Origin of the sequence: Stenotrophomonas sp. YIM B06876, from assembly GCF_030711595.1 — a bacterium.
Lineage (GTDB): Bacteria > Pseudomonadota > Gammaproteobacteria > Xanthomonadales > Xanthomonadaceae > Stenotrophomonas.
This window is the reverse complement of the sequence record NZ_JAUJUJ010000020.1, coordinates 1-16,030: the sequence shown is the minus strand read 5'-3', so window position 1 is coordinate 16,030 and position 16,030 is coordinate 1. Positions and strand designations below refer to the sequence as shown.

16 protein-coding genes and 1 tRNA gene are annotated in these 16,030 nt (G+C 66.1%); 15 read left to right on the top strand and 2 right to left on the bottom strand.

The annotated features are described in order from the left end of the window. Positions 1-5 precede the first annotated feature (5 nt). From ruvA to QZH66_RS09515, 14 genes are all read left to right on the top strand, one after another. Entirely contained in the window at positions 6-593 is a 588-nt protein-coding gene (gene ruvA / locus QZH66_RS09580) for a Holliday junction branch migration protein RuvA (protein ID WP_305805717.1), read from the top strand. Positions 594-637: 44 nt separating this feature from the next. Beyond that, positions 638-2,566, top strand: coding sequence for a potassium transporter Kup (locus QZH66_RS09575; protein ID WP_305805716.1), 1,929 nt, complete (start codon positions 638-640; stop codon positions 2,564-2,566). 46 nt (positions 2,567-2,612) lie between these two features. Beyond that, entirely contained in the window at positions 2,613-3,653 is a 1,041-nt protein-coding gene (ruvB, locus tag QZH66_RS09570; protein WP_305805715.1) for a Holliday junction branch migration DNA helicase RuvB, read from the top strand. Continuing rightward, a complete protein-coding gene (gene ybgC / locus QZH66_RS09565; RefSeq protein ID WP_305805714.1) occupies positions 3,643-4,074 on the top strand; it encodes a tol-pal system-associated acyl-CoA thioesterase in 432 nt (143 codons plus the stop codon). The genes ruvB and ybgC overlap by 11 nt, the downstream gene beginning before the upstream one ends. 10 nt (positions 4,075-4,084) lie before the next feature. Beyond that, complete coding sequence (gene tolQ / locus QZH66_RS09560) at positions 4,085-4,861, top strand: protein TolQ (RefSeq protein ID WP_305805713.1); 777 nt, start codon at positions 4,085-4,087, stop codon at positions 4,859-4,861. 37 nt (positions 4,862-4,898) lie between these two features. Next, complete coding sequence (gene tolR / locus QZH66_RS09555) at positions 4,899-5,327, top strand: protein TolR (RefSeq protein ID WP_305805712.1); 429 nt, start codon at positions 4,899-4,901, stop codon at positions 5,325-5,327. Then, on the top strand, positions 5,317-6,393 hold the full coding sequence (gene tolA, locus QZH66_RS09550) for a cell envelope integrity protein TolA (protein ID WP_305805711.1): 1,077 nt from the start codon (positions 5,317-5,319) through the stop codon (positions 6,391-6,393). The genes tolR and tolA overlap by 11 nt, the downstream gene beginning before the upstream one ends. Positions 6,394-6,584: 191 nt before the next feature. Beyond that, positions 6,585-7,904 carry a Tol-Pal system beta propeller repeat protein TolB gene (tolB, locus tag QZH66_RS09545; protein WP_305805710.1) on the top strand — a complete coding sequence of 440 codons (1,320 nt, stop codon included), beginning with the start codon at positions 6,585-6,587 and terminating at the stop codon, positions 7,902-7,904. Positions 7,905-7,966: 62 nt separating this feature from the next. Then, positions 7,967-8,482, top strand: coding sequence for a peptidoglycan-associated lipoprotein Pal (gene pal, locus QZH66_RS09540; RefSeq protein WP_305805709.1), 516 nt, complete (start codon positions 7,967-7,969; stop codon positions 8,480-8,482). Between the two features lie 3 nt (positions 8,483-8,485). Further along, complete coding sequence (ybgF, locus tag QZH66_RS09535; RefSeq protein WP_305805708.1) at positions 8,486-9,298, top strand: tol-pal system protein YbgF; 813 nt, start codon at positions 8,486-8,488, stop codon at positions 9,296-9,298. A gap of 44 nt (positions 9,299-9,342) precedes the next feature. Continuing rightward, a complete protein-coding gene (queE, locus tag QZH66_RS09530) occupies positions 9,343-10,032 on the top strand; it encodes a 7-carboxy-7-deazaguanine synthase QueE (RefSeq protein ID WP_305805707.1) in 690 nt (229 codons plus the stop codon). 75 nt (positions 10,033-10,107) lie between these two features. After that, positions 10,108-10,773 (top strand): 7-cyano-7-deazaguanine synthase QueC, encoded by a 666-nt coding sequence (queC, locus tag QZH66_RS09525; protein ID WP_305805706.1) that lies wholly within the window; start codon positions 10,108-10,110, stop codon positions 10,771-10,773. Positions 10,774-10,836: 63 nt separating this feature from the next. Further along, positions 10,837-10,912, top strand: a tRNA-Lys gene (locus QZH66_RS09520). Positions 10,913-11,047: 135 nt separating this feature from the next. Continuing rightward, on the top strand, positions 11,048-11,314 hold the full coding sequence (locus tag QZH66_RS09515) for a hypothetical protein (protein ID WP_305805705.1): 267 nt from the start codon (positions 11,048-11,050) through the stop codon (positions 11,312-11,314). A 23-nt stretch (positions 11,315-11,337) separates the two neighbouring features. Here QZH66_RS09515 and recQ read toward each other — a convergent pair whose 3' ends face one another. Then, on the bottom strand, positions 11,338-13,140 hold the full coding sequence (recQ, locus tag QZH66_RS09510) for a DNA helicase RecQ (protein ID WP_305805704.1): 1,803 nt from the start codon (positions 13,138-13,140) through the stop codon (positions 11,338-11,340). A gap of 237 nt (positions 13,141-13,377) precedes the next feature. Continuing rightward, a complete protein-coding gene (locus tag QZH66_RS09505) occupies positions 13,378-13,926 on the bottom strand; it encodes a Dps family protein (protein ID WP_305805703.1) in 549 nt (182 codons plus the stop codon). 90 nt (positions 13,927-14,016) lie between these two features. Between QZH66_RS09505 and hrpA the strand changes: the two genes are divergently transcribed. Further along, a partial coding sequence (hrpA, locus tag QZH66_RS09500; protein ID WP_305805702.1) for an ATP-dependent RNA helicase HrpA occupies positions 14,017-16,030 on the top strand: 2,014 nt, incomplete at its 3' end.

The window sequence follows — 16,030 nt, the reverse complement described above, 5'->3', positions numbered from 1 at the left end:
GGGGCATGATCGGACGATTGCGCGGGTTGCTGGTCTACAAGGCGCCGCCGTGGCTGATGCTCGACGTCAATGGCGTCGGCTACGAGCTGGAAGCACCGATGAGCACGTTCTACGACCTGCCCGAGGCCGGGCGCGAAGTGACGCTGTTCACCCATTACGCGCAGAAGGAGGACAGCGTGGCGCTGTACGGCTTCCTGCGCGAAGGCGAGCGGCGGCTGTTCCGCGATGTACAGAAGGTCAGTGGCATCGGCGCGAAAATCGCGCTGGCGGTGCTGTCCGGGGCCAGCGTCGACGAGTTCGCGCGGCTGATCCAGACCGGCGATCTCGCCGCGCTGACCCGCATTCCCGGCATCGGCAAGAAGACCGCCGAGCGCATGCTGGTGGAATTGCGCGACCGCGCGGCCAGCTTTACCGGGGGCGGTGCGCCGATTGCCGGGCAGCTGGGCAACGACCCTGTGTCGGAGGCGACGGTCGCGCTGCAGCAGCTGGGCTACAAGCCGGCCGAAGCGGCGCGGATGGCGCGCGATGCCAGTGCCGAGGGCGACGAGGTCGCCACCGTGATCCGCAAGGCCCTGCAGGCGGCGCTGCGTTAAGCGCTGCCGTTTTCTTCGCCTTATGCCGCTAACCTGAGAACGTCATGTCCCAAGTCCCTGCCAACCCTGCCGATGGCGCCCCGCATCCCGGTCACGCCCACGGCCGCGGCGTTGCCGGTGGCCTGGCGCTGGTCGTCGGTGCCATCGGCGTGGTGTTCGGTGACATCGGCACCAGCCCGCTGTACACGCTGAAGGAGGCGTTCTCTCCGCACTACGGCCTGAGCAGCGACCACGACACCGTGCTCGGCGTGCTGTCGCTGGCGTTCTGGGCGCTGAACCTGGTGGTGACGCTCAAGTACGTCACCATCATCATGCGCGCCGACAACGATGGCGAGGGCGGAATCATGGCGCTGATGGCGCTGGCCCAGCGCACGCTGCGCAACGGTTCGCGCTCGGCCTACGTGGTCGGCATCCTCGGGATTTTCGGTGCCTCGCTGTTCTTCGGGGATGGCGTGATCACCCCGGCGATCTCGGTGCTGGGCGCCGTCGAGGGGCTGGAAGTGGCAGCGCCCGGGCTGGAAAGTTTTGTGGTGCCCATCACCCTGGTGGTGCTGGCCGGCGTGTTCGCAGCGCAACGTTTCGGCACCGAGAAGGTCGGCAAGGTGTTCGGCCCGGTGATGACCCTGTGGTTCCTGTCGCTGGCGGCCATCGGCCTGTGGAACGTGTTCTCCGCACCGGAAGTGTTCAAGGCGCTCAATCCGTGGTGGGCGGCACGTTTCTTCATCGAGCACGGCTGGCACGGGGTGTTCATCCTCGGCGCGGTGGTGCTGGCGGTGACCGGCGGTGAGGCGCTGTATGCCGACATGGGCCACTTCGGCGCGCCGCCGATCCGTCATGCCTGGTATTTCTTCGTGCTGCCGTGCCTGGTGCTCAATTATCTGGGGCAGGGTGCGCTGGTGCTGCAGCGGCCCGACGCGGTGGCCAATCCGTTCTTCGAGGCGGTCCCGGAGTGGGCGCTGTATCCGATGATCGTGCTGGCGACGATGGCCGCGGTGATCGCTTCGCAATCGGTGATCACCGGCGCGTTTTCGGTGTCGCGGCAGGCGATGCAGCTGGGCTACATCCCGCGCATGCGCATCCTGCACACCTCGCACGACACCATTGGCCAGATCTACATCCCCGGCGTCAACTGGGCGTTGGCGGTTATGGTCTGCGGGCTGGTGCTGGCGTTCCGCAGCTCGTCCAATCTGGCGGTGGCCTACGGCATCTCCGTGTCGGGGACGATGCTGATCGATACCCTGCTGCTGGCGCTGGTGGCGCGTGCGCTGTGGCCGAAGGCGCGACTGTGGATCCTGGGGCTGTGCGTGCCGTTCTTCTTTATCGACCTGGGTTTCGTGATCGCCAACGGGGCCAAGCTGTTGCAGGGGGCGTGGTTCCCGCTGCTGCTGGGGCTGGTGCTGTTCACGATGATGCGCACCTGGCGCCGTGGCCGCGAGCTGCTGCGCGATGAGATCCGCAAGGACGGTATCCGCATGGACACCTTCCTGCCGGGGCTGATGCTGGCGCCGCCGGTACGGGTGCCGGGCACGGCGGTGTTCCTGACCGCCGACCCGACCGTGGCGCCGCATGCGTTGATGCACAACCTCAAGCACAACAAGGTGCTGCACGAACGCAACGTGTTCCTGCACGTGGAAACGCTGCCGGTTCCATACGCGTTGCCCGCACAGCGGTTGAAGATCGAGTCGGTGGGTGACGAGTTCTACCGGATCTACGTCCGCTACGGGTTCATGGAGACCCCGGACGTGCCGCTGGCGCTGATGCGCTCGTGCGACCACGGCGGTATCTATTTCGATCCGATGGACACCACGTTCTTCGCCAGCCGCGAAACCATTGTCGCCAGTGCCAACCGCGGCATGCCGCTCTGGCGCGACAAGCTGTTCGCGGTGATGCATCGCAATGCCGCACCGGCCACCGGCTTTTTCCGGATTCCGGGCAACCGGCTGGTCGAGCTGGGCGCGCAGGTGGAGATCTGAACCATCCGTACGGATACTTCCAGCGCCGTTCCCGCATAATTGCGCAATGACCGACGACCGTATCATCGCTGCCGGCGCCACCCGCGAGGATGCCGTCGCCGATGCCCACATCCGCCCGCGCCGGCTGGCCGACTACCTCGGCCAGCAGCCCGTGCGCGAGCAGCTGGACATCTACATCCAGGCGACCAAATCCCGCGGCGAGGCACTGGACCATGTGTTGATCTTCGGTCCGCCGGGACTGGGCAAGACCACGCTCAGTCATGTCATCGCCAACGAGCTGGGGGTGGCGCTGCGGGTCACCTCCGGGCCGGTGATCGAGAAGGCCGGTGACCTGGCCGCGCTGCTGACCAACCTGCAGCCGCATGATGTGCTGTTCATCGACGAGATCCATCGCCTGTCACCGGTGGTGGAAGAGGTGCTGTATCCGGCGATGGAGGATTTCCAGATCGACATCATGATCGGCGAGGGCCCGGCCGCCCGCTCGATCAAGCTCGATCTGCCACCGTTCACGCTGATCGGCGCCACCACCCGCGCCGGCCTGCTGACCGCGCCGCTGCGCGACCGCTTCGGCATTGTGCAGCGGCTGGAGTTCTATTCGGCCGAAGAGCTGACCCGCATCGTGCGGCGCTCGGCGCTGATCCTTGGCATCGATTGCACCGCCGAGGGCGCCGGTGAAATCGCGCGGCGTTCGCGCGGCACCCCGCGGATCGCCAACCGCCTGCTGCGGCGGGTGCGCGACTATGCCCAGGTCAAGGCCGATGGCCATATCGACGCGGGGGTGGCGCAGGCGGCCATGCAGATGCTGAAGGTCGACCCGGAAGGCTTCGACGAGCTGGACCGGCGCTTGCTGCGGGTCATCGTCGATTACTTTGACGGCGGCCCGGTCGGCATCGAATCGCTGGCCGCGGCGCTTTCCGAAGAGCGCGGCACGCTGGAAGACGTGGTCGAGCCGTTCCTGATCCAGCAGGGCTTCCTGGTGCGCACCGCGCGCGGGCGCATGGCCACCCACAAGGCATACCGGCACATGGGGCTCACGCCCAAGGCCGCGCCGGTGGACCTGTTTGTGGAGTTGCCTGATGTCGATTGATCCGCGGTTCAGTTGGCCGACACGCATTTATTGGGAAGATACCGACGCAGGTGGCGTGGTCTACCACGCGCGTTATGTGGCCTTCATGGAACGTGCGCGCACCGAATGGATGCGCGCGCTGGGGTACGGGCAGGAAAGCATGCGTTGCGGCGAGGGCCAGGTGTTCGTGGTCCGGGCGATGACGCTGGATTTCCTGAAGCCGGCCAGGCTGGACGATGAGCTGATGGCCACGGTGACGCTGCTGCAGTGTCGCCGGGCCAGTCTGGTGATCGACCAGACGATCCTGCGCGGCGACCAGACCCTGGTTACCGCGCAGGTGCGGCTGGCGGCCGTGGGGGCGCGTGACTTCCGCCCGCAGGCGATGGAAGACACGCTGTACGCAACACTCAAACCACTCGAAACCAAATTCGCGCAACACTGAGGAACACCGGATGATCGCAATGCTCCTGGCCCTGCAGGCCACCGTGGTCGAGGCCCTGCCGGAAGAGGTCACCAGCGCCGCCGCGCACGCCGCGGCCCAGGCCACTCATGGCGGCATCAACTATCTGGACCTGATGATCAAGGCCAGTATCCCGGTCAAGTTGATCGTGCTGCTGCTGCTGGCCGGTTCGTTCATCAGCTGGGTGATCATTTTCCGCAAGGCACGGGTATTCAAGGAGGCCAACCGCGAGGCGGATGACTTCGAGAACCGGTTCTGGTCCGGCGCCGACCTGGGCAAGCTGTATGCCTCGGCCACCGACCGCAATCGCGTGGTGAGCGGGCTGGAAGCGATCTTCGAAGGCGGCTTCCGCGAGTTCACCCGTCTGCGCGACCGCCGTGGCCTGGACGGGCGTACTCAGCTGGAAGGTGCGCAGCGCGCCATGCGCACCACCTTCGCCCGCGAAGTGGACGGGCTGGACCGCAACCTCGAACTGCTGGCCAATATCGGTTCCAACGCCCCGTACGTGGGTCTGGTCGGCACCGTGTTCGGCATCATGGTGACCATGCACGACATGATCAGCAGCGGCGAGCAGGCCGGTATCGCCTCGGTCGCCCCGGGCATCTCCGAGGCGCTGTTCGCCACTGCGATCGGCCTGTTTGTCGCCATTCCCGCCACCTGGGCCTACAACCGCTTCACCACCCGGGTGGAACGGCTGTCGGTGCGCTATGAGACGTTCGCCGAGGAATTCAGTTCGATCCTGCAGCGCCAGACCGCGGGCGACGAGTGAGCGCCCCCGCGCTTTCCGCTGACCGCAGGAGCTTTCCATGACCGCCGCCATTACCCGCCGCACGCGCCGCAAGCTCAAGTCCGAGATCAACGTCGTGCCCTATATCGACGTGATGCTGGTACTGCTGATCATCTTCATGGTGACCGCGCCGCTGCTCACCCTCAGTTTCGAGGTCGATCTGCCGTCTTCCACCGCCAAGGCGCTGGAGAGCAAGCAGGACCCGGTGGTCGTCTCGGTGCGCCTGGACGGGCAGCTCAGCCTCAAGCTGCCCGATGCCAAGGAACCGGCGCCGATGGATGCGGCCACGCTGCAGGCCCGGCTCGGCGCGATGGCCGCGCAGGACAGGAACCTGCGGGTGATCGTGGCCGCCGACCGGGCCGTGGCCTATGAAAAGGTCGTGGCCGCGATGGATGTGATCAAGGCGGCGAAGATCGAGAAGGTGGGTCTGGCGACCGATGCACGCTGACGCCCTTCCCCCGGCGCACAGGTCGCGCGACGAATGGGGCCTGCCGGTGCTGCTGGCCCTGATCGTGCACGTGCTGGTCGCGCTGGTTTTCATCGTCGCCTGGGTGTGGTCGCCCGCGCGCACCACCGAAGCCGCTGCCGGTGAGCCGGCGGTGGAGGCCAGCCTGGAGATCTCCGCGGCCGAAGCTTCGGCGGCGCGGCAGGCGCTGCGCGCCTCGGAAAAACTGCCCGATCTGCCCGAACCCCTGGCCGAACCGGTCGCCCCGCCCGAACCGGTGCCGGAAGACACCGTGCCGCCCCCGCAGCCGCTTCCCGAGCCCCGCCCGCAGGATGCGCCCACCCCGCAGCAGCACAATGCGCAGGAGCGCGTTGCGCAGCCGGACACGGTGGAACAGGAACGCGTCAGTGCCCTGGCCATTTCGCAGGAGAAAGCCAGGCAGGAGCAGGAAGCCAAGCGTCGCCAGGAGCAGATCGACCTGACCGAGCGCAAGCGCGTAGAAGAGGCCGAGCAGAAGCTGCGGCTGGCCAAGCAGCAGGAAGAGGCCGATCGCCAGAAGAAGCTGGCGGCCGAACAGCAGAAGGCCAATGACGCCAAGGCCGAAACCGAGCGCCAGCAGAAGCTCGCCGAGCTCCGCCGCAAACGTGAGCAGGCCGAAAAAGAGGCCGCGCTGGCGGAGCAGAAGTTGCGCCAGGTGGCCGACGCCCGCAACCGCGCGCAGGCTGCGGCCAGCAGTGGCGCCTCGACGGCGGCTCCCGCAGCGCCGGGGCAGGGCGGCGCCAGCACCGACCTGTCGGCCAAATACGCCGCGGCGATCCAGCAGGCGGTGCTGAACCAGTGGGTACGGCCGGATTCGGTGCCGCGCGGCCAGCGTTGCCGTCTGACCATCCGCCAGTTGCCCGGGGGCGAAGTGGTGGACGTGGAATTCTCTTCCAGCTGCCCCTATGACGATGCCGGCCGGCGTTCGGTGGAAGCGGCGGTGCTGCGTGCCCAGCCGTTGCCGTACCGCGGTTTCGAGTCGGTTTTCCAACGCACGCTGAACTTCAATTTCGAAGCGCAGGACCGTTGATATCGCTGCCTGCCGGAGATAGGGCTTCGGCTTCAGCTGTGCGCAGCTGTGGGCGTTCGTGCGTGGCCGGCGCACCGGCGTGGAAGCCGCTCTTATCCGGTTTTTCACGCTGCGTTCGTTCATGATTGCGAAAGTGTTCACCTGCCAGCTGTTATCCCTTTGACCTTCCTGTCTGGAACCTTGAGCAACCCATGAAAAAAATGCCTCTTTGGCTTGCTGCCCTCACCGCCCTGTTGTTGCCCATCGCGGCGATGGCGCAACAGAAGGGTCTGGAAATCGACATCATTGGCGGCAACGCCTCCGCGTTGCCGATCGCCGTGGTGCCGATGGCGTACCAGGGATCGGCCGCCGCACCGGCCACCGATGTGGCCGCGGTGGTGCGCGCCGATCTGGAGCGTTCGGGCCAGTTCCGCAACCTGCCCGAAGCGCAGATGACCGATCGCCCGAGCCGTGGCAGCGAAGTGCAATACCCCGTCTGGCGTGCCCTCAAGCAGGATTACCTGGTCGTAGGGCGGGTGCTGGATGCCGGCGCCGGTGCCTACCGGGTCGAATACGAGCTGCTGGATGTGGCCAAGGGCGAGCGCATGCTCGGTCTGGCGATGACCGCCCGCTCCAGCGCCATGCGCGACGTCGCCCACCAGATGGCCGATGCCATCTACGAAAAGATCCTCGGCGTGCGCGGCGCGTTCTGGACCCGCATCGCCTATATCACCGCCAGCGGCAAGGGCGCCAACATGCGCTATGCGCTGATGGTGGCCGATTCGGATGGCTACAACCCGCAGACCATCGTGCGCTCGGCCGAGCCGCTGCTGTCGCCGAACTGGAGCCAGGATGGGCGCAAGCTGGCCTATGTCAGCTTCGAGCGTGGCAACTCCTCGATCTACATCCAGGACATCGCCACCGGTGCCCGGGAGTTGCTGACCAGCTTCCGCGGCATCAACAGCACCCCCTCGTTCTCCCCGGATGGCCGCCGTCTGGCACTGTCGCTGTCGCGCAGTGGCAATCCGGAAATCTACGTGATGGATCTGGGCAGCAAGCAGCTGACCCAGCTGACCAACCACTTCGGCATCGATACCGAGCCGACCTGGAGCGCCGACGGCAGCACCATCTATTTCACCTCCGATCGCGGCGGCCGTCCGCAGATCTACCAGGTGCCGGCCAGTGGCGGCAGCGCCAGCCGGGTCACATTCCAGGGCAACTACAACGCCACCCCCAGCGTGTCTTATGACGGCAAGAAGATCGTCATGGCCCAGGGCAGCGGCAACACCTATAAGATCGCGATGATGGACAGCAGCCTGGGTTCCGCCCGTTGGAGCACGTTGTCTCCCGGTTCGCTGGACGAATCTCCCAGTTTCGCGCCGAATGCCAGCATGGTGCTGTACGCCGCGCGCGAGGGTGGCCGTGGGGTGTTGTACGCGGTATCGGCCGATGCACGGGTTCGCCAGCGCTTGGTGCTGGCCGATGGCGACGTGCGGGAGCCGGCCTGGTCCCCCTACCGTAGCGCACGTTGAAAAGTGTTAATATTTCGCAGTCTTAGATTCATCACCGTCTTAGGAGCCTAAAAGGTATTGCCATGAACAAGTCCACCCGCGTTCTGCTTGTCTCGCTGCTTTCCGTGGCCGTTCTGGCCGGTTGTTCGAAGAAGGTCAAGGAAGCCCCCGTGGCTCCGGTTGAAACCGCTCCGAGCGCACCGGTCACCGGTCCGTCCACCTCCGGCCTGTATGGTCCGTCCGATCTGGAAAACGATGCCTGCCTGCGCCAGCGCGTTGTCTATTTCGACCTGGACCAGGACAGTGTGAAGCCGGAGTTCCAGGCCATCATGTCCTGCCACGCCAAGTACCTGCGTGACCGTCCGTCCTCGCGTATCACCCTGCAGGGTCACACCGACGAACGCGGCAGCCGCGCCTACAACCAGGCGCTCGGCGAGCGTCGTGGCAATGGCGTGTCTTCGGCGCTGCAGGCCAACGGTGGTTCGGCCAGCCAGCTGACCGTCGTGTCCTACGGTGAAGAGCGTCCGGTGTGCACCGAGTCGAACGAAGCCTGCTGGGCGCAGAACCGTCGCGTCGAGATCGTGTACACGGCTCAGTAATCGATGCGCTTTCGATTTCTATCGATGATCGTTGCGGCAGCCCTCGTGGCTGCCGCACCGGCCAATGCGCAGCGGCAAAGCCTGGCCGATCGGCTCACCTCGCTGGAACAGCAGGTGCTCAACAGCCAGAACAACACCGACATGCTCAACCAGTTGCAACAGCTGCGTAGCGAGATGCAGACGCTGCAGGGCACGGTCGAGCAGTTGCAGCATGAAAACGAGCAGTTGAAGCAGCGCAACCGGGATCAGTACCTGGATCTTGATGGCCGCCTCAACCGGCTTGAAGGCGGAGCCGCACCGGTTCAGCCAGGTAACGCCGCCGTTCCGGCGGCCCCCGTTCCGGCTGCAGCTGCCAAGCCCGCCGCCCCGGCGCCAGAGCGCGCGCCTACCGTGCGTGGCGATGCCGGCAGCCTGGCTGTCGCCGGCGAGGAGCGCGTGGCCTACAACGTCGCCTTCGATGCATTGAAGGCCGGCAAGTATGCTGATTCGGCGCAGCTGTTCCAGAGCTTTCTGGAGCTGTACCCCAATGGCGTATACACCCCCAACGCGCTTTACTGGTTGGGCGAGAGTTACTATGCCACCCGTAATTTCCAGATGGCCGAAGCCCAGTTCCGCGACCTGGTTGCGCGCTATCCGACCCACGACAAGGCCGCAGGTGGCCTGTTGAAACTGGGCCTTTCGCAGTATGGCGAAGGCAACCTCCGCCAGGCGGAGCAAACCCTGGGTCAGGTCGTGTCCCGGTATCCGGGCACCGACGCGGCACGTAACGCCCAGGATCGCCTGCAGTCGATCCGCATCGGCCAGCAGTTGCGCTGAGCAGGTGGGCGCCGTTCCCTGGCGCAAGCGCACAAGAGGGTGTCATGAGCAGTACCGCCGCCGCTATTCCCAGTGAGATCGTGCAGTCGTCCTTGCCGCGGCTGAAGATCACCGAGATTTTCCTGTCCCTGCAAGGCGAAGCGGACGCCGCCGGCTGGCCGACCGTGTTCGTACGCCTGACCGGCTGCCCACTGCGCTGCAGTTATTGCGATACCGCCTACGCTTTCCATGGCGGCAGCTGGTGGGACATCGACGCCATCGTCGCCGAAGTCCTGCGTCAAGGCGTGCGCCACGTCTGTGTGACCGGGGGCGAGCCGCTGGCACAGAAGCGTTGCCTGGCGCTGCTGGAAAAGCTGTGCGATGCGGGGTTGGACGTGTCCCTGGAAACCTCCGGCGCGCTGGATGTCGGTGGCGTCGATGCGCGGGTGTCGCGGATTGTCGATCTGAAAACGCCCGGTTCCGGCGAGATGGCGCGCAACCGCCTGGAAAACCTGCCGTTGCTGACTGCGCGCGACCAGGTCAAATTCGTATTGTGCAGCCGCGGCGACTATGAGTGGGCCCGCGACATGGTCCGCGAACACCGGCTCGATGAGCGCACGATGGTGCTGTTTTCACCGAGCAAGAGTGAACTCAGCCCGCGTGAACTGGCGGACTGGATCGTGGCGGATCGTTTGCCGGTGCGCTTCCAGATGCAGCTGCACAAGCTGTTGTGGAACGACGAGCCGGGTCGCTGAGGCGGCGGTCAGCTGGGTGATGTATCCGTCACGGGACAGCGTGACGGGAGTCCTGCAATCAATTGGAAAATTGTCATGAAAAAAGCAGTCGTGCTTCTGTCCGGCGGCATGGATTCGGCCGCGGTCGTCGCCATGGCCCGGGAACAGGGTTTCGCCGTGCATGCGCTGAGCGTGCGCTACGGGCAACGCCACACCTCCGAACTGGAGGCGGCCGCTGCGGTCGCCACGGCGCTGGGGGTGGTCGAACACAAGACGGTCGGTATCGACCTGCGCAGCATCGGCGGCTCGGCGCTAACCGCCGACATCGAGGTGCCTGAAGCGGGCGGCGAGGGGATCCCGGTCACCTACGTGCCGGCACGCAACACCATCATGCTGTCGCTCGCGCTGGGTTGGGCCGAAGTGCTGGGAGCCAATGACATCTTCTGTGGCGTCAATGCGGTGGACTACTCCGGCTACCCGGACTGCCGTCCCGAATTCATCGATGCTTTCCAGGCGTTGGCCAACCTGGCCACCAAGGCCGGGGTTGAAGGGGCGGGAATCAGGATCCACGCCCCGCTGCAATTCCTGGGCAAGGGTGACATCGTGCGTGAAGGCGTGCGCCTGGGCGTGGACTTCGGCCTCACCGTGTCCTGTTACAACGCCGATGAACGCGGCCGCGCCTGCCGCCACTGCGATGCCTGCCGTTTGCGTGCCGACGGATTCGCGGCCGCGGGCGTGGAAGACCCTACCCGTTACATTTGATTTCACCTTCTCCGTATTCTTGCGGTAGAATGCGCACCCCGGCGACATGCCGGGTCTTTGTTTGGGCCGTTAGCTCAGTCGGTAGAGCAGAAGACTTTTAATCTTTTGGTCGATGGTTCGAATCCATCACGGCCCACCAGCATTGCAAGGGTTCCGGAGTGATCCGGAGCCCTTTTTTGTGTCCGCAGGCAATGGCCTGCCGTGGTGGCGGGCGCCGCGTTGATGGCGGTCACTCGATGGCGGTGGGAAAGCCGCAACCGCCCGTTATTTTGCGGTGCTGGCGCAAACCCGGTTGCTGGACCGCCCGCAACTGGCGCTGGCCGCGTTGCAGCAAGCGGGCCCCGTGCTGAACCGCTATCCGCCTGAAAGCTCTGCCGAGGTGCGCAAGATGGAACGCTCGAGCCTGTTGGCGCGATCCAGCATCGGGGCGACGCGGCTCGGCAATAGTGGTGTTGGTCCGCTCAGATGGGCGCCATCACCGTTACCCGGTGGCGGCGGCATTGCAGTGACCTCCATCCGCCGATTCACGGTGGTGCGGTAACCTGCCGTGCGGAGCAGCCGGTTTCAGCCCTGTTCGCGCACGATCTGTACCAGCTGCTCGCCGTAACGGGCGAGCTTGCTGCCACCGATACCGCCCACCTTGCCCAGCGCGGTGATGCTGGTCGGGCGTTGTTCGGCGATGTTGCGCAGGGTGCTGTCGTGGAAGATCACGAACGCCGGCACGTTCTGTTCGCGGGCCAGTTCCGCGCGCAGGCCGCGCAGGGCGTTGAACAGCGCCAGGTCCTGCGGTTGCACCGGCAGGCCGGTGCGCTGGCTGGACCGCTCGCGCTCGCGGCTGGGCGCCGTTTCGCGCCGCATCATCAGCTGGCGCCGGCCCTTGAGCACGTCGCGGCTGGCATCGGTCAGGCGCAACCCGCCATAGGCTTCGGTGTCCACTTCCAGCAGGCTGGCGGCGACCAGTTGCCGGAACACGCTGCGCCAGGTGCGGGCATCCAGATCGCTGCCGATGCCGTGGGTGCTGAGTTTGTCGTGGCCGAGCTGGCGGATCTTCTCGTTGTCGCTGCCGCGCAGGATGTCGATCAGATGGCCCACGCCGAAGCGCTGGCCACTGCGGTAGACGCAGCTCAGCGCCTTCTGCGCGGCGACAGTGGCATCCCAGGCCGCGGCCGGGGTCAGGCAGTTGTCGCAGTTGCCGCACGGTTTGGGATAGGTCTCGCCGAATCCGGCCAGCAGCACCTGGCGGCGGCATTGCATCGACTCGCAATACCCCAGCAGGTGGTCGAGTTTGCCGCGCTCGAGCTGCTTGCGCTCTTCGCCGGCTTCGCCCTGCTCGATCATCTGCTTGAGCAGCACCACGTCGCCCAAGCCATAGCACAGCCACGCTTCGGCCGGCTCGCCATCGCGGCCGGCACGGCCGGTTTCCTGGTAATAGCCTTCCAGTGATTTGGGCAGGTCGGTATGGGCGACGAAACGCACGTCCGGTTTGTCGATGCCCATGCCGAAGGCGATGGTGGCGCACATCACGATGCCGTCTTCGCGCAGGAAGCGGCGCTGGTTGTGCGCGCGCACTTCGGCCGGCAGGCCGGCATGGTAGGGCAGCGCATTGAGCCCCTCCTTGCACAGGAATTCGGCCGTCTCCTCGACCTTGCGCCGGGACAGGCAGTAGACGATGCCGGCGTTGTCGCGATGGCCGCGCAGGAAATCGAGCAGCTGGCGTTTGGCGTTGTCCTTCTGCACCACCGTGTAGCGGATGTTGGGGCGGTCGAAGGAACTGACGAAATGCCGGGCATGGGTCAGGTCCAGCCGTTCGGCGATCTCACGCTGGGTCGGCGGATCGGCGGTGGCGGTCAGCGCGATCCGCGGAATCTCCGGCCAGCGCTCATGCAGCACGGTGAGCTTGCGGTACTCGGGGCGGAAATCGTGGCCCCACTGCGACACGCAATGGGCCTCGTCGATCGCGAACAGGGCGATCGGGCTGCGCTCGAGCAGCGACAGGAAACGCCCGGTCAGCAGCCGCTCCGGCGCCACGTAGAGCAGGTCCAGCTCGCCGGCGAGCAGCTCGCGCTCGACCCGCGCGGCGGTGTCCGCATCCAGCGTGGAGTTCAGGAATTCGGCGCGCACGCCCAGCTGGCGCAACGCTTCGACCTGGTCCTGCATCAGCGCGATCAGCGGCGAGATGACGATGCCGGTGCCGTCGCGCAGCAGCGAGGGTACCTGGTAGCACAGCGACTTGCCGCCGCCGGTGGGCATCAGCACCAGTGCATCGTTGCCGGCGGCGACATGTTCGACGATGTCCTGTTGCGGGCCGCGGAAATCGGCGTAACCGAAGACGCGGAGAAGAAGGTCGTGCGCAGGACGGGAAGACATCGGCCTAGTTTACCCGCTGCGGGACGGCTGCCGGTTTCCGGCAGTGACCGCGGGCCCGGCTCGTTTCCCTGCGGGAAATGGACCGGCCCGGTGTCTACGGGGCTTGTTCCTGGCAGGACGAAGGACGGGCTCCGCGGAGCGCGCAACGGAATCCCGGAAAGCCCCGCAGGAGCTCCCCCGCACAAGCCGGGCGCCACCCGCCGCGGTGTGGCGGCGTGCCGACCTTGTGGGCGCGGTTTACTGCAGCAGCGAGCGCAGCATCCAGGCGTATTTTTCGTGGACCTGCAGGCGCTGCGTCAGCAGGTCTTCGGAGGGCGCATCGTCGGCCTTGCCCGCCGTTTCCAGCACCTTGCGCGCGGTGCGGCACACCGCCTCGTTGCCGGCCACCAGCTGCCGCACCATTTCGCGCCAGTCGGCACTGTCGCTGAGCCCGGGCTCCTCGGCGATCGAGGTCAGGGCGACAAACTCGCGGTAGGAGCCGGGTGCGTTGAAACCCAGTGCCCGGATGCGTTCGGCGATCTCGTCCAGCGCGGTCCACTGCTCGGTGTACTGGGTTTCAAACATCAGGTGCAGCGAATTGAACATCGATCCGGTGACGTTCCAGTGGAAGTTGTGCGTCTTCAGGTACAGCGTGTAGGCGTCGGCCAGGAAGTGCGACAGGCCGTCGGCGATCTTCTTGCGATCGGCATCCTTGATCCCGATATCGATACCCGGCGCCGAGGGCGCCGCGGCGGCCAGTTTCTGCTTTCCGGTCCTGGTCTTCTCAGCGGTCTTGTCTTTGGCCATGGTGATCTTCCTCCTGATGGTTCGCGTATGACGTCACAATACGCAGACTAGAACATCGCAAGTCATTCAAATTTTCACGCCTATTCATTGATGAGCACTATCGAAACCCACCAGGCCGCACGCCTGCGCCAACAACGTGCCGCCATCGACGGTGCCATGAGCCGCGACCGCGGGCGTCTGCTCGGGCTGTGGGCGCGTTGGCAGGCCAAGCCGGACGATGCCGCCGCTGCGTCCGCGTTCGAGCAGGCGCTGCACACCTCGCTGCAGCGCCGGGAGCACCGTGCGCAGCAGCAACCGCGCATCACCCTGGACGAGCAGCTGCCGATCGCGCGCGAGGCCGATCGCATCATCGCGTTGATCCGCGACCATCGCGTGGTGGTGATCGCCGGCGAGACCGGCTCCGGCAAGACCACACAGCTGCCAAAGCTGTGCCTGGCCGCCGGCCGCGGCACTGCCGGCATGATCGGCTGCACCCAGCCGCGCCGCATTGCCGCCCGGGCGGTGGCCACGCGGGTGGCCGAGGAGCTGAAGTCCGAGTTGGGTACCACCGTCGGCTACCAGGTGCGGTTCACCGACCGGGTCGGCGAAGACACCCGCATCAAGTTCATGACCGACGGCATCCTGCTGGCCGAGATCGCGTCGGACCGCTGGCTGTCGAGCTACGACACGCTGATCATCGACGAGGCGCACGAACGCAGCCTCAACATCGATTTCCTGCTGGGCTACCTGAAGCAGCTGCTGGGCAAGCGCCCGGACCTGAAGCTGATCGTGACCTCGGCCACGATCGACACCGAGCGTTTTTCAAAACACTTCGATGATGCGCCGGTGATCAGCGTCGAAGGCCGTACCTATCCGGTGGAAGTGCGCTACCGGCCGCTGGAGGAAATGGGCGCGGCGTCGAGCTCGCGGGCGGAAGCCGGCAATGGCGGGAAGGGGAGCGGGAGCAGGGGTGAAGCCGACGCCGACCCGATTTCGGTCAACCAGGCCATCGTGGCGGCGATCGACGAGATCAGCGCCATCGACCCGCGCGGCGACGTGCTGCTGTTCCTGCCGGGCGAACGCGAGATCCGCGACGCGCACCAGGCGCTGGAGCGGCGCAAGTACCGCGAAACCGAGGTGCTGCCGCTGTACGCGCGGCTGTCGGTCAAGGACCAGGACCGGGTGTTCAATCCCGGCTCCAAGCGCCGTCTGGTGCTGGCCACCAACGTGGCCGAAACCTCGCTCACCGTGCCGCGCATCCGTTACGTGGTCGATCCCGGTTATGCCCGGGTCAAGCGCTACAGCCCGCGGCAGAAGCTGGACCGGCTGCATATCGAGCCGATCTCGCAGGCCAGCGCCAACCAGCGCAAGGGCCGCTGCGGACGGATCGCCGAGGGCATCTGCTACCGGCTGTATGCGGAGGCCGATTTCCAGGCGCGCGACGAATTCACCGATCCGGAAATCCGCCGTTCCAGCCTGTCTGGCGTCATCCTGCGCATGCTGCAGTTGGGTCTGGGCCGGATCGAGGATTTCCCGTTCCTGGAGCCACCGGACGAACGTGCGGTGGCCGATGGCTGGCAGCAGCTGGCCGAGCTGGGCGCGATCGACAAGGACCGCAAACTCACCGCCATCGGCCGGCAGATGGCGCGCCTGCCGGTGGACGTGAAACTGGCGCGGATGCTGGTGGCCGCACAGCAGCAGGGGTGCCTGCGCGAGATGCTGGTGATCGCCGCGTTCCTGGGCATCCAGGACCCGCGCGAACGCCCGCCCGAGGCACGCGAGGCGGCCGACACCGCGCACGCCAAATTCGCCGATCCACGCTCCGAATTCCTGGGCATCCTGCGCTTGTGGGAAGGCTATCGCGAGGCGCACGAAGAGTTGACGCAATCCAAATTGCGCGACTGGTGCGGGCGGCAGTTCCTCGGCTTTCTGCGTATGCGCGAGTGGCGCGAGCTGCATCGGCAGCTGCGCTTGCTGTGCGAGGAGCTGGGCTGGGAGGCGGCCGGCAGCGATGGGATGACCCAGGCGCTGCTGTCCGGACCGGTGGCATTGCCGCCCCGCGAAGCCGGCGCGAACGCGCATCGGGCCACGCGCGGGCAGCAGCATCGGGCGGCGCGTCTGGCGC